We start from the raw sequence: 13,330 nt of genomic DNA, 5'->3' as shown, positions 1-13,330 counted from the left end.
ACCTCGCCTCAAAATGACAGTTCGACGTTCAAGGTATCGCTATAGCTACCTGCCGCCAGCCCTGGCTGACCATAGGCCCGGCCATACAGCGACAAGGTCTGGGGCGTTATGCCATCGGCCGTGCCGGACAGATCATATGGCGTGCCGGACTCGAGGGCGCTGGTTCGCGCGGCATCGGTGTAGATCGAGTAGGGCACGAAGCTGCCACTGCCATTGGCCATGGCATGGTTCTGTGCACCGCTTTCGACATCGTTTGCCCCGCCGGTGATCTGGAAGGAGGGCGTGACCCCGGGCGAGCATAGTACCTCGATCGCGTCGCCGCCATTGAGCACCTCGGAGTCCGCTTCAGAGAACAGCGTAGTATGGCTGCCAAACTCCAGACTCCCGAAATCCACGCCGCTGGTGGCCGTCGAACCATTGACCTCACAGGCTGCCGCCAATTCGATCGAGACATCAACGGTACCGGTAACGCTCTGGGCAAACGCCGAGCCGGCCAACAAGGATGGAATGAGAGATGGAATGAGAACACCCCTCTTGAACAGCAGGACGCATTGCCATCTCGACATGACATTTCTCCCTTGTCCCTTGCGCGCCATGCAGGTTTCAACCTGCTTGCCTTCAGCATGGCTGACGTCATGAAAGGAAACAGTAATTCATATGTATATTGTTGTAGCCATTTGTAGCCACAGTGAGAAATCCGTCGCCACGCCAGGATAGTGCCAACCCACATTCCACCCCTGATTCTCGGCAGGCTCACGCAAAGCCAAACTTTTTCATAAAGTTAAGCATCCGTGCTGGATCGCTGAGCGTTGAAAGCAGGCTCCACAGCGCCTGCCCCCACAGGTATGACTTGACAGTCGCGCTTGCGGCTTTCATTTTGTACACAATCACTGCCCATAATTGTTGCACAATGGGTACACACAAATACAAAGGCACCTGAACCAAGGCTCAGGTCGGATCGTGAGACTTGGGTAACCCTTTGCCACTGGCAGGGGCCGCGTGCGCGCGGGACCCGAGGAGGACTCCACCGATGACCTCGAACGAACAGACTCTGTGGATCAAGCATCCACTCGCTTGCAGTGAAACGGACGCCGCCGGCGGCGTGGTCGTCCAGGGCTCGCGTATCATCGAAGCGATACCCGCGGGAGCTAATCCCCAGAGCCGGGTCGATGCCACCTTCGATGCCTCTCGCCATGTCCTGTTGCCGGGGCTGGTCAACACCCATCATCACTTCTACCAGACCCTGACCCGGGCCTATTCTCCGGCCCTGAACAAGGAACTCTTTCCCTGGCTGACCACCCTCTACGACGTCTGGGCCAATCTCGACGAAGCGCAGATGGCCCTGGCCAGCGAGCTGGCCATGGTCGAGCTGCTGATGTCGGGCTGCACCACGGTGGCCGATCACCACTACGTGTTCTCCGGCGCCCTGACCCGTGCCATCGACATCCAGGTGGAAACCGCCCGCCGCCTCGGCGTGCGCGCCGCCCTGACCCGCGGTTCGATGAGCGTCGGTCGCGACGATGGCGGCCTGCCGCCCCAGTCGGTGGTGCAGGATGAAGCCACCATCCTCGACGAGAGCGCCCGCCTGATCGACGCCTACCACGAGCGCGGCGACGGCGCCATGGTCACCCTGGCGCTGGCCCCCTGCTCGCCCTTCTCGGTCAGTCGCGAACTGATGCAGGAGAGCGCACGCCTGGCCGAGACGCGAGACGTGCGCCTGCATACCCACCTGGCCGAAACCGAGGACGAGACGGCTTACTGCCAGCGCCTGTTCGGCATGCGCCCGCTGGACTACCTGGAGGCGACCGGCTGGCTCGGCGACCGTACCTGGCTGGCCCACGGCATCCACTTCAATGACGATGAAGTGGCACGCCTCGGTGCCGCCGGCACCGGCATCGCCCACTGCCCTTCGTCGAACATGGTGCTCGGCTCCGGCATGTGCCGCACCCTGGACCTGGAAGCCGCCGGTTGCCCGGTGGGCCTGGCCGTGGATGGCTCCGCCTCCAACGACCATTCCAATCTCGCCGAAGAGATGCGCCAGGCACTGCTGCTCGGACGCCTGCGCTATTCCCCCAGCCAGGTCACCCACGACGACGTGATCCGCTGGGCGACCCGCGGCTCTGCCGCCTGTCTGGGGCGCACCGATATCGGCGGGCTGGCACCCGGCCAACAGGCCGACCTGGCGCTGTTCAGCCTGGACGAGGCGCGCTTTTCCGGCGCCGATCATCCCATCGCCGCCCTGCTGCTGTGCGGTGCCCATCGCGCGGACCGCGTGATGGTCGCCGGGCAATGGCGGGTGACCGAGGGCCGGCCGGTGGACGTCGACCTCGACGCCCTGCTGGCCCGGCATGACGAAGCCGCCGCCGCATTGAGACGAGCGCTCTGACATAGCGCCGTCGCGGGGCGACTCACCAACGGGTTTCCAACAACGACAACAGGAGATGCCCAATGTCGACACCCGATGCCGCCACCGAGGCCAACCGGCCGAAGGTACGCAGCACCCACGACGTCAATGCCATGCCGCCACTGTCGCGGGCCATTCCACTGGGTATCCAGCACGTGCTGGCGATGTTCGTCAGTAACGTCACCGTGCCCATCATCATCGCCGGCGCCGCCGATCTCTCGGAGGCCCAGACCACCCTGATGATCCAGGCGGCGATGTTCGTGGCCGGGGTCGCCACCCTGGTGCAGTCGCTGGGCCTGGGCCCCATCGGCGCCCGGCTGCCCATCGTGATGGGTACCAGCTTCGGCTTCGTGCCGGTACTGATCCCCATCGCCGTGGGCATGGGCGTGCCTGCGGCCCTCGGCGCGGCCTTGTGCGGCGGGGTCGCCATGGCCCTGGTGGGCCTGTTCCTGCCCTGGGTGCGCTTCCTGTTCCCGCCGGTGGTGACCGGCACCTTCGTGATCATGATCGGTACCCTGCTGATGCCGGTCGGTTTCGCCTATGCCGCCGGCGGCTTCGGCGCCGAGGACTTCGGGGCCGCCCACAACCTGATCCTGGCCGCCCTGGTGCTGGTGATCATCCTCGGGCTGCACCAGTTCGGCCGCGGCATCTGGTCCGAGACGGCGCCACTGATCGGGCTGGTCATCGGCTTTATCATCGCGGCAGCCATGGGCTACGTGGACTTCGGCTCGGTCGCCCAGGCGGACTGGTTCTCGCTGCCGGTGCCCTTCGCCATCGGCGTCGAATTCCACCTGGCCGCCATCGTGCCGGTGGTCTTGCTGGCGGTGGTCACCTGCGCCGAATCGATCGGCGACATCGTCGGCACCACCTCGGGTGGCATGGACCGCGAGCCCACCAAGAAAGAACTCTCCGGCGGTGTGATGGCCGATGGCCTGGCCAGCGTCTTCGCCGCCATCTTCAACGCCTATCCGCAGATCAGCTTCAGCCAGAACGTCGGTATCGTCGCCCTGACCGGGGTCGTCAGCCGTTACGTGGTGGCCATCGGCGGTGGTTTCCTGATGCTGGCCGGGCTGCTGCCCAAGCTGGGCGGACTGGTCTCGGGCATTCCGAACGCCGTGCTGGGCGGCACGGTACTGATCATGTTCGGCATGATCGCCAGCGCCGGCATCAAGATGCTTTCCCACATCGACTTCAACAAGCGCAACATGGTGATCATCGGGGTCTCGCTGTCGGCGGCCATCGGCCTGCCGGCCCAGGAGGGCATCTACGTCGACTTCAGCGAGAACGTCAAGGCGATCATCGAGTCCGGCCTGATCCCCGGCGCGCTGTGCGCCATCGTACTCAATCTCGTGCTGCCGCGTCAGGATCGCGTCTTCCGCGACGACGTCTGAACGACGGCTCTACCCTTCGACGCAACGGGGCCTCGCGCGCAGCGAGGCCCCGTTTTTCGTGGGCATGCCCCGAGCGCCGTTATTTCGCCGGCGCCGCCTCGGGGTGCGTGTTCTCCACATGATGCCGCTCACCCACCGGACGGATGAACAGATTGGCGAAGAAGGCGATCACCAGCAGTGCCGCCATGGCATACATGGTGGTGTTGTAGAGGCTGGACGTCGGATCCACCGTCCCGGGCGGCACGATCTCCATCAACCGCGCGATGGTGACCGTATTCGCCTCGACCAGCGCATCCAGCTGTGCCACCGGCGCCCCGAATGCCTCGCGGAACACCGCTGGATCAATCTTGGCGACCAGCTCGGTGATGGCATTGTGACGCGACATGTCACGCAGGAAGGTGATGGCGAAGGGCCCCAGCACACCGGCGGTCGACCAGGCCGTGAGAATGCGCCCGTGAATGCCGCCGACATGCAGGGTGCCGAAGACATCGGCCAGATAGGCCGGAATGGTCGCGAAGCCGCCCCCGTACATGGTGAAGATCACCATGGTCGCCGCATAGAAGCCCGCCAGGTAGATGACGCTCGGATTGCTGCTGACGGCCGATGCCAGGAAGGGGATCGACATATAGAGCAGGGTGCCCAGCACGAAGAAGCAATGGTAGGTGTTCTTGCGGCCGATGTAGTCCGATGTCGAAGCCCAGAAGAAGCGCCCCACCATGTTGAAGACCGATATCATCAACACATAGGTCGAAGCGAAGGCCGCGGTGACGATGCCCGGCATCGTGGAACCGAATATCTCGGTCATCATGGTCTTGGCCACGCCGATGACACCGATGCCCGCGGTCACGTTGAAGCACAGCATGATCCACATCTGCCAGAACTGCCGTGTCTTGAGCGCTTGATTGATGTGCACGTGATTGCGGGTGATCATCGCCTTGTCATCGCGCTCCTCGGGCGGCGTCCAGCCTTCCGGCTTCCAGTCGGCCGGCGGCACCCGATAGCTGAAGGAGGCAACCATCATGATGACGAAGTAGACGACCCCGAGGGTCACGAAGGTCGCGGCGGCCCCGGTGTCCCCCGTGCCCACCGCGTAGACACCGGCTTCGCCGCCGCCCGGCAGTTCCGCGGCCTGAGCAGCCGAAGCCACGACGACCTCGACCTGACCGTTGGCCGTCTCGGCGAAACGGCGCCCTGCCTCGGTCACCAGGTTCATCGCATCCGCGCTGCCGAGATAGGTCGGTGCCTCGGCGAAGGTGTTCAACAGATAGCCGATCAGCGGCGCACCGATCATCGCGCCGCCCCCGAAGCCCATGATCGCCATGCCGGTCGCCATGCCCCGACGATCGGGAAACCAGCGGATCAGGGTCGAGACGGGCGAGACGTAGGCCAGCCCCAGCCCACAGCCGCCGATGACCCCATAGCCGAGATAGATCAGCCACAACTGATGGCTGACGATGCCCAGCGAGCCGACCAGGAAACCGCCACCCCAGCAGAAGGCGGAGACCACGCCGACCATGCGCGGCCCGACTTCCTCGAGCCACTTGCCGCCGAACGCCGCGGCGAGACCGAGGGTGAAGATGGCCACGGAAAAGATCCAGACGACGGATGACAGATCCCAGTCACCGGCGGCCGGCGCCACCACCCCGAACTGCTGGGTCAGGGCCGGATTGAAGACGGACCAGGCGTACACCGAGCCGATGCAAAGATGGATCGCAATCGATGCCAAGGGCACCAGCCAGCGATTGAAACCGGGTTTGGCGACGATGTGCTCTTTCATCAGGAAAGAGAACATGCCGCGAGAGTTGGCGTTGCTCATTGTTGTCATGTCTCCCGTGTTGACCGCGCATCCTCTTCGGAGGCGCTTTCAGGTCGTGATGCGACACGCTGTCACACCCACGGAAGAATGGGGCTCCGGCCCATCGCCGTCAAATCAAAACCCTTTATTATCAACTAGATAGAATGACATCTTGTCATCAACACCACGCCCTCGACGGCATTGTCTTGGTCGAATTGTCCCCGACCATCCACGCGATCGCACTAGAACGGGACATTCTGACCCTTTCACTGGAAAGCCGGTATCCAGACGGTGAATCGGCTGCCGGCCCCCTCCTCGCTGGCCGCCTCGATCCAGCCCCCGGCACGGCCCATGAGCGTCTGACTGATCGACAGACCGAGCCCCGTGCCCTGAGAACGCTTGGTGGTAAAGAAGGGATCGAAGATGCGCTTGAGCACTTCGGGCATCATTCCACGCCCGGTATCCGTCACGATGATCGCCACCCCCGGCACGCCCTCGACATCGCGATCCTCGGTCTCCAGGGTCAGGGTGCCGCCTTCGGGCATGGCGTGGATCGCATTCACCACCAGGTTGATGATGACCTGCTGCAACTCGGTTCGCTCCACCAGGATGCTGGCCATGCTCCGATCATCCCGTTCGACGGTGACACCGGCCTTGCTCGACAGGTGGCGGGTCAGCACCAGGCAGTCGTCGATCACCTCGGCAGGCACCAGGCGATTGGCCGAGCCCGAGAACTCGCCGGGGCGCGCGAATTGCAGCAGCTTGGAGATGATCGCCGAGATGCGATGCACCTGGTCATCGATCAGATCGAACTCGGTGGCGACCTCATCGACCCGCGAACCGAGGCTCTGGCGGGCCACATCCAGATTGCCCTGGATGACCGCCACGGGATTGTTGATCTCGTGGGCAACGCCGGCGGTGATTTCGCCGACCGCCGCCAGTTTCTCCGACATCACCAACTGCTCGGTGGTGCGCTCCAGGCGCCGGTTGGCCTCCTGGAGATCACGGGTACGCTCCTCGACCTTGTCATTCAGTTCGCCCGCCCAGTCACGCAGCCGACGATCCCGCTCCTGGACCTGATCGAGCAGATCATCGAGATGACGGGCCACCCGGCTGATCTCGCCACGGCCGCCTCCCGTTCCGATGCGCGCGCCCAGATCGCCCGACTCGACGCGCCCGATGGTGTCGTTCATGCGTTCCAGCGGGCGAAAGATGCGCCGCGCCCAACGCAGGAAGATCGGCACGGAGATCGCGGTGATCGCCAGGAAGATCACCGCGATGAGAATGATGCTGGAGATTCGCGCCTGGCGGAACGGTGCCTCGAGGAAGCCGACATAGAGCATCCCGACCCGCTCGCCATGGCTGTCGACGATGGGTTCATAGGCGGAGATGTACCAGTCGTTGACCACGAAGGCACGATCGAGCCAGACCTCGCCCCGCTCCAGCACCTGCGACCGGACTTCGGCCGAGACCCGGGTGCCGAGCGCCCGCGCGCCCTCGAAGAGTCGTACATTGGTCGACACACGGACATCATCGAGGAACAGGGTGGCCGTGCCCTGACTGCCCTCGGGCAGGCTACGATCGCGATAGACCAGGTCGTTGATGGTATCGATGAAATCGAGGTTGCGGTTGAGCAAGCGCCCCCCGACCAGCGCCGCGCGCCGACCGTCCGGCAACCGGACCGGCGCCGCCGCATGCAGTACCATGCCGTTCTCGACCACGCTGCGGGAAGTGGGCACCGCCGCACGCGTCGGCACGATCGGCACCCGCGCCCGTTCGGCCAGCGATGGTGCCAGGGCCGTCAATTGCTCATGATCGAAGATATCGACCGCACTGCGCGTGGTGCCCTCGAGCGCCGCCCGCACCACCGGCCAGTCCTGGGCCGCAAAATCCGTCCCGGACGGCGTATCGGAAGGAATGATGCGCCCATCGCGGGTCGTCACGTAAAGGAAATCGAAGCCCAGAGCACGGCGACGCCGCTCGAGAAAATCCGAGGCCGAACCGGTTTCCGGCCGAGCCATTCCCTCGGCAAAGGCGACGGACGCGCCCAAGGCCTCGATGCGGTCCCCCGAATTCTCGCGGAGCCGAGCCATGTACTGATGGGCAATGGTCAGATCGCCGTTGACCTTGACCGTCAGCAGGTCATCCACCTTGCCGGACCAGCGCAGCACGGTCATGCCCAGCAGCAACGGCAGCAACACCAGCATCGGCAGCAAGGCGATGACCAGCAGGCGCACGCGCACCGACCGCGCCCAGGCAGGCAGCACCCGCTTCATGTCAGAGGCCCCAGGCGGCGCACTTGCGATCCACGGTCTTGCGCGAGACTCCCAGCCGTCGAGCGGCCTCGGCACGATTGCCATGGGTCGCCTCCAGGGCATCGAGGATCTGGCGGCGCTCGACGACCTCCAGCGTCTCGATCTCGGTCTCAGGCGGAGGCGCCAGCGTCTCGAGCGGAAAGCGGCCGAAGATCAACGAACGCTCGATGAAGTTCAGCAACTCGCGGATGTTGCCCGGCCAGCGATGGCGCAGGATCGCTGCTCGGGTCGAGGCATCGATTTCCAGTCGAGCGAGCCCCAGCTGGCGTGAGATCTCGGACATGAACAGCTCGGCCAGTGCCAGGGTATCCGCGCCGCGCAGGCGCAGCGGCGGCATCTTGATCTCGATGACATTGACCCGGAAATAGAGGTCCTCCCGGAAGCGCCCCGCCGCGACCTCATGGGCCAGATCCTTGGACGTCGCACACACGAAGCGCAGGTCCAGCGGCACTTCCTGCTCGCCTCCCACCGGCCGCACGGTGCGATCCTCGAGCACCCGCGTCAGCGCCAGCTGCGCGGCGGCCGACAATTCCCCTATCTCATCGAGAAAGACCGTGCCGCCCTGGGCGGAAACCAGCAGGCCCTCGCGATGCTCTTCGGCCCCGGCAAAGGCATTGCGCGTATGACCGAACAGCTCGATTTCCAGCATGTCGGCAGGAATCGCTGCGCAGTTCACCGCCACGAAGGGGCGCGAAGCCCGCTCCGAGGCAGCGTGCAGGTGTCGCGCCGCCACCTCCTTGCCGGTACCGGACTCGCCGCGGATCAGGATCGGCGTCGGCATGTTGGTCACCCGATCGAGGGTACGTCGAACTTCCTCGATCTCCTCGGAATCGCCGATGAGCTCACTGCGGCGCCGTCGCCAGATATCAACGCTCTGCAGCTCGTGACGCAGCAGGGCGTTCTCCCGCTTGAGCTGGCCAAGCTCGATGCAGCGCCGTACGGCGTTCAACACCTGATTGGAGCGCACCGGCTTGAGAATGAAGTCCCGGGCCCCGGCACGCATGGCCTCGATGGCGGTGTCCAGATCGGCGTAGGCCGTGACGACGATGGTGTCGGCAATGGCTCCCTGGCGATGGCGCTCGGCCAGCCACTCGATGCCATTGCGCCCGGGCATGACGTTGTCGAGCAACACCACATCGAAGCTTGCCTGACGCATCCGGGCCTCGGCCTGCTCGACATCCTCGGCCTCGACGACCTCGCGACAATAGAGTCGCAGCGTCTTCACCAGGAAGTTGCGCATGCCCGGCTCGTCGTCGATCACCAGCACGGCAGCCTGGGCCAGCCGCCCGGTCAAGCCATCCGGACTCGCTCCCTCTACATGTTCTTGATCTTGTTGTTGCATCGCCACTCTCCCCCGATAACGACGCGAATGCACGATGATACGTCAGCCGAAGGGGGTGGCGGGCACGTCTTCCACCAAAGATGAGTCTGGAAACCATTTCCGAAAGCGAGACAGATTGGCCACGACACGGTATGCTGACGATTCAACGAGCCGGTTACGCTTTCAAGCCGGCTCCATCGAGGCGCTCAGGAGCAACGCCTCGATGGCCAGGTCAATAACAACGGCAGCAACGCGGGAGACGACGAGGTGACCGAAGGCAGGCGCAGAACAGCAGGACGACCGGCAACCGGCAAGAGCAGCGGTGGGCACAGCCAGTCTCTGGTGCGCGGGCTCAATCTGCTCGAACGCCTGGCAGGCAGCCCCGGCGGCCTGGCCCTGTCCGAAATCGCCGAACAGTCGGAACTCGCCCCCTCGACGACCCACCGGCTGCTGCAGGCCCTGCAGAGCCAGGGCTATGTCACCCAGGACAACGAGCTCGGGGTGTGGAAGATCGACGTCAAGACCTTCCGCATCGGCAACAGCTTCCTCGAGGCACGGGACTTCGTCGGCACCAGCCGCCCGTTCCTGCGCCGCCTGACCAACCAGACCGGCGAAACCGCCAACCTCGGTGTCCGGGATGGCAGCACGGCGGTCTTCCTCGCCCAGAGCGAGTCACCGCAGATGATGCGCATGATCACCCGCCTCGGGTCTCGCGCGCCCCTGCATGCCTCCGGCGTCGGCAAGGCGTTGATGGCCTGGCTGCCGGACGATGAATTCGAGCGCATCCTCGACGAACGAGGCCTGGCACGGGTCACCAACAACACCCTGCACGACCCGGTGGCACTGCGCGAAAGCATGGCCGAAATCCGCGAACGCGGTTATGCCTGCGACCGCGAGGAACATGCCGTCGGCCTGCACTGCGTGGCCGCCTGCATTCACGACGAGCACGGCACCCCATTGGCCGCCATCTCCGTTTCCGGCCCAGTGGCCCGCATTCCCGAATCCCGGCTGCTGGAGCTCGGCGAGCTGGTCCGCGACGCCGCCAGCGACATCACCGCCCGACTCGGCGGCCGCGTGCCCGCCCCGGACGAAATCCCGGCCTGACTTGCCGGCGCTCCCGGAGCGCCGGCAAGTCACTCGCCATCCTGCAGCCGTTGCTCGAGCCGCCCCATCATGTCGAGCAGCCTGCGGTACTCCTCCGTCGTCAGCGGGGCTACCAGTTCCGCCTCCCACGCCCTGACCTGCGGGACCAGTTCGACCATCAATGCCTGGCCGTCCTCGGTCAGGCGTAGATCGTGCAAGCGCTGGTCCCTGGGCGACGGGCGGCGAACGATCAAGCCGCGCCCCTCGAGAACCTGAACGGCCCGCGACACCCGAGCCTTGTCCATGCGCGTCGCCGCACAGATCTGCTTGGCCGTCAGTTCGTGGCGATGATGTAGCCAGGCCAGCACCCGCCATTGCGCCACATTCAAGTCGTAATGGGCTTCATAGAGCTGTGCCAGGGCCTCGCTGACGCGATCCGCCAGTCGATCCAGTCGATAGGGAAGAAAATGCTCGAGGTCGAAGTCCGTCGATAGGTTCTCGTCTGTCATGGGTCATCCTGGTGGCGGCAGGTGCGTCGAACCAATAGTTGCACATGAAACCATGCGCGGCTAACCTTCACCATATAGTTTCATTTGAAACCATATGCCGTGAGGTCACCCATAATGACAACATCGCTCGACTATCAATGTGGCTTTCGCAACCACTTCGCCACCGAAGCCCTCCCCGGAGCGCTCCCCCAGGGACAGAATTCACCGCAACGCTGCCCCTATGGCCTGTATGCCGAACAGCTTTCCGGTTCGGCATTCACCGCGCCGCGCCATCACAACCTGCGCAGCTGGCTGTATCGCATTCGCCCCTCGGTGGTACAGAGTGGCTACGAGCCGTTGGAAGTGGGCAAGGTGGCAACCTCCCCTCTGGACAATCCCGCCGCCGACCCCAATCAGATGCGCTGGGATCCCGTCCCGCTGCCCGAGGCGCCCACCGACTTCATCGATGGGCTGCTGAGTGTGGCCGTCAACGGCAACGCCGATGCACAGCGCGGCTGTGGCGTGCATGTCTATGCCTGCAACCGCGACATGACCGAGCGCTTCTTCTACAACGCCGACGGCGAACTGTTGATCGTCCCTCAGCAGGGCGGCCTGCGCCTGCGCACCGAGTTGGGAGAGCTAGACGTCAGCGGCGGCGAGATCGCCATGATCCCGCGTGGCGTCAAGTTCCAGGTCCGCCTCGCCGCCGACTGCGACGCCGCCCGCGGCTACATCTGCGAGAACTACGGCATGCCCTTCGAGCTGCCGGGCCTGGGGCCCATCGGCGCCAATGGCCTGGCCAATCCGCGTGACTTCGAAAGCCCGGTGGCCGCCTATGAGGATCGCGAAGGCGATATCGAGCTGGTGGCCAAGTTCTCCGGCCGCTTCTGGACCACCCGCCTGGATCACTCTCCCCTGGATGTGGTGGCCTGGCACGGCAATTACGCGCCCTACAAGTACGATCTGGCGCGCTTCAATACCATCAACACGGTGAGCTTCGATCACCCCGACCCCTCGATCTTCACGGTGCTGACCTCGCCGTCGGACACCGACGGCATGGCCAATATCGATTTCGTCATCTTCCCGCCGCGCTGGATGGTCGCCGAGCACACCTTCCGGCCGCCCTGGTTCCACCGCAACCTGATGAGCGAATTCATGGGCCTGATTCACGGCACCTACGATGCCAAGGCCGAAGGTTTCCGGCCCGGCGGCGCCAGCCTGCACAACTGCATGTCGCCCCACGGCCCGGATGCAGAGACGTTCGAGAAGGCCTCGGCGGCAGAATTGACGCCGCAATACCTCGGCAACACCTTGGCGTTCATGTTCGAGAGCCGCTATGTCTTCCACCCCACGCAGACCGCCCTGGACGCCGACTTCCGGCAGCGCGACTACGTCGATGTCTGGTCGACCCTGCGCTCGCACTTCGACCCGGCAACACGCTAAGCACACAAGCTACTCCGGACGACAAGTACCCTCTGACACGCACAGGAACGACACCATGAAACTCGCTTCTCTCAACCAAGGCCGCGACGGCGAACTGATCGTGGTCTCGCGCGACCTGACCCGCGCCGTGCGCGCCACCGACATCGCACCGACCCTGCAAGCCGCCATCGAGAACTGGGATGCCCTGGCACTGCGCCTCGAGCAGCGCTATGCCCAGCTCAACGACGGCCAGGCCGAAGCCGCCTTCGAGCTCGACCAGACCGCACTGCATTCCCCCTTGCCGCGTACCTACAACTGGGCCGACGGCTCGGCCTACCTCAACCACGTCCAACTGGTGCGTCAGGCGCGAGGCGCCGAGATGCCGGAAACCTTCTGGACCGACCCGCTGATGTATCAGGGCGGCGGCGACCGTTTCATCGCCCCCACCGAGGACATCGAGGCGGTCAGCGAGGAGCACGGCATCGATTTCGAAGGCGAGATCGCCGTGATCACCGACGACGTGCCCATGGGTGTCGGCGCCGAGACCGCCGCCGACCACATCAAGCTGGTGATGCTGGTCAACGACGTCAGCCTGCGCGGCCTGATCCCCGGGGAACTGGCCAAGGGTTTCGGCTTCTTCCAGGCCAAGCCGGCCTCCAGTTTCTCGCCGATCTGCGTGACGCCGGACGAGCTGGGCGACGCCTGGCGTGACGGTCGCGTCCACCTGCCGCTCAGCGTTCATCTCAACGGCGACAAGTTCGGCGAACCCGAGGCCGGCCCCGACATGATCTTCGGCTTTCCCGAGCTGGTCGCTCACGCCGCCCGCACCCGTCACCTGGGCGCCGGTGCCGTCATCGGCTCGGGCACCGTCTCCAACCCGGACGCCAATGGCGGGCCCGGCAAGCCGGTCACGGACGGCGGAGTGGGCTACAGTTGTCTGGCCGAGGTGCGCATGGTCGAGAAGATCCTCCACGGTGACAGCAAGACACCCTTCATGCGCTTCGGCGACCGGGTGCGCATCGAGATGTTCGACCGCGAAGGCCAGAGCATCTTCGGCGCCATCGACCAGCAGGTCGTGAAATATCAACCGCACTGACCCTCAAGGAGGCAG

Annotated in this window: 10 protein-coding genes; 5 read left to right on the top strand and 5 right to left on the bottom strand. The window is 64.7% G+C overall.

Annotated elements, in window-relative coordinates; genetic code table 11:
* Positions 1-8: 8 nt before the first annotated feature.
* Positions 9-596: a Csu type fimbrial protein gene (locus tag HELO_RS00395; protein ID WP_198410716.1), complete on the bottom strand. Its 588-nt coding sequence runs from the start codon at positions 594-596 to the stop codon at positions 9-11.
* 434 nt (positions 597-1,030) lie between these two features.
* Between HELO_RS00395 and HELO_RS00390 the strand changes: the two genes are divergently transcribed.
* Together HELO_RS00390 and HELO_RS00385 are read left to right on the top strand one after the other, a co-directional pair.
* Positions 1,031-2,386 carry an 8-oxoguanine deaminase gene (locus tag HELO_RS00390; protein WP_013330833.1) on the top strand — a complete coding sequence of 452 codons (1,356 nt, stop codon included), beginning with the start codon at positions 1,031-1,033 and terminating at the stop codon, positions 2,384-2,386.
* A 62-nt stretch (positions 2,387-2,448) separates the two neighbouring features.
* Positions 2,449-3,795, top strand: coding sequence for a uracil-xanthine permease family protein (locus HELO_RS00385; protein ID WP_013330832.1), 1,347 nt, complete (start codon positions 2,449-2,451; stop codon positions 3,793-3,795).
* 79 nt (positions 3,796-3,874) lie between these two features.
* Here HELO_RS00385 and HELO_RS00380 read toward each other — a convergent pair whose 3' ends face one another.
* The 3 genes from HELO_RS00380 to HELO_RS00370 all read right to left on the bottom strand — a co-directional run bounded on the left by HELO_RS00380 (position 3,875) and on the right by HELO_RS00370 (position 9,247).
* Positions 3,875-5,611 carry an OFA family MFS transporter gene (locus HELO_RS00380; RefSeq protein ID WP_013330831.1) on the bottom strand — a complete coding sequence of 579 codons (1,737 nt, stop codon included), beginning with the start codon at positions 5,609-5,611 and terminating at the stop codon, positions 3,875-3,877.
* Between the two features lie 245 nt (positions 5,612-5,856).
* Positions 5,857-7,866 carry a sensor histidine kinase gene (locus tag HELO_RS00375; protein ID WP_041601824.1) on the bottom strand — a complete coding sequence of 670 codons (2,010 nt, stop codon included), beginning with the start codon at positions 7,864-7,866 and terminating at the stop codon, positions 5,857-5,859.
* A gap of 1 nt (position 7,867) precedes the next feature.
* Positions 7,868-9,247 (bottom strand): sigma-54-dependent transcriptional regulator, encoded by a 1,380-nt coding sequence (locus tag HELO_RS00370; protein WP_013330829.1) that lies wholly within the window; start codon positions 9,245-9,247, stop codon positions 7,868-7,870.
* 246 nt (positions 9,248-9,493) lie between these two features.
* On the opposite strand from HELO_RS00370, the gene bhcR reads away from it, so the two are divergent.
* Complete coding sequence (bhcR, locus tag HELO_RS00365) at positions 9,494-10,330, top strand: HTH-type transcriptional regulator BhcR (RefSeq protein WP_013330828.1); 837 nt, start codon at positions 9,494-9,496, stop codon at positions 10,328-10,330.
* A gap of 29 nt (positions 10,331-10,359) precedes the next feature.
* Here bhcR and HELO_RS00360 read toward each other — a convergent pair whose 3' ends face one another.
* Positions 10,360-10,818, bottom strand: a complete 459-nt coding sequence (locus HELO_RS00360; RefSeq protein ID WP_013330827.1) for a MarR family winged helix-turn-helix transcriptional regulator — start codon at positions 10,816-10,818, stop codon at positions 10,360-10,362.
* Positions 10,819-10,932: 114 nt separating this feature from the next.
* On the opposite strand from HELO_RS00360, the gene hmgA reads away from it, so the two are divergent.
* Positions 10,933-12,240 (top strand): homogentisate 1,2-dioxygenase, encoded by a 1,308-nt coding sequence (gene hmgA, locus HELO_RS00355; protein WP_013330826.1) that lies wholly within the window; start codon positions 10,933-10,935, stop codon positions 12,238-12,240.
* 55 nt (positions 12,241-12,295) lie between these two features.
* The gene (locus HELO_RS00350) at positions 12,296-13,315 is read left to right on the top strand and encodes a fumarylacetoacetate hydrolase family protein (RefSeq protein WP_013330825.1); all 1,020 of its coding nucleotides are present in this window, start codon (positions 12,296-12,298) and stop codon (positions 13,313-13,315) included.
* Positions 13,316-13,330: the final 15 nt, after the last annotated feature.

Source organism: Halomonas elongata DSM 2581, assembly GCF_000196875.2.
GTDB classification, from domain to species: domain Bacteria; phylum Pseudomonadota; class Gammaproteobacteria; order Pseudomonadales; family Halomonadaceae; genus Halomonas; species Halomonas elongata.
Note: the sequence above shows the minus strand (reverse complement) of the source record. Positions and strands in the feature narration are given on the sequence as shown.

Bases quoted from the DNA above. Each gene is read 5' to 3' on its own strand.
- HELO_RS00375 (WP_041601824.1), bottom strand. From the start codon at position 7,866: ATGAAGCGGGTGCTGCCTGCCTGGGCGCGGTCGGTGCGCGTGCGCCTG.
- HELO_RS00350 (WP_013330825.1), top strand. From the start codon at position 12,296: ATGAAACTCGCTTCTCTCAACCAAGGCCGCGACGGCGAACTGATCGTG.
- HELO_RS00390 (WP_013330833.1), top strand. From the start codon at position 1,031: ATGACCTCGAACGAACAGACTCTGTGGATCAAGCATCCACTCGCTTGC.
- hmgA (WP_013330826.1), top strand. From the start codon at position 10,933: ATGACAACATCGCTCGACTATCAATGTGGCTTTCGCAACCACTTCGCC.
- HELO_RS00380 (WP_013330831.1), bottom strand. From the start codon at position 5,611: ATGAGCAACGCCAACTCTCGCGGCATGTTCTCTTTCCTGATGAAAGAG.
- HELO_RS00360 (WP_013330827.1), bottom strand. From the start codon at position 10,818: ATGACAGACGAGAACCTATCGACGGACTTCGACCTCGAGCATTTTCTT.
- HELO_RS00395 (WP_198410716.1), bottom strand. From the start codon at position 596: ATGGCGCGCAAGGGACAAGGGAGAAATGTCATGTCGAGATGGCAATGC.
- HELO_RS00385 (WP_013330832.1), top strand. From the start codon at position 2,449: ATGTCGACACCCGATGCCGCCACCGAGGCCAACCGGCCGAAGGTACGC.
- HELO_RS00370 (WP_013330829.1), bottom strand. From the start codon at position 9,247: ATGCAACAACAAGATCAAGAACATGTAGAGGGAGCGAGTCCGGATGGC.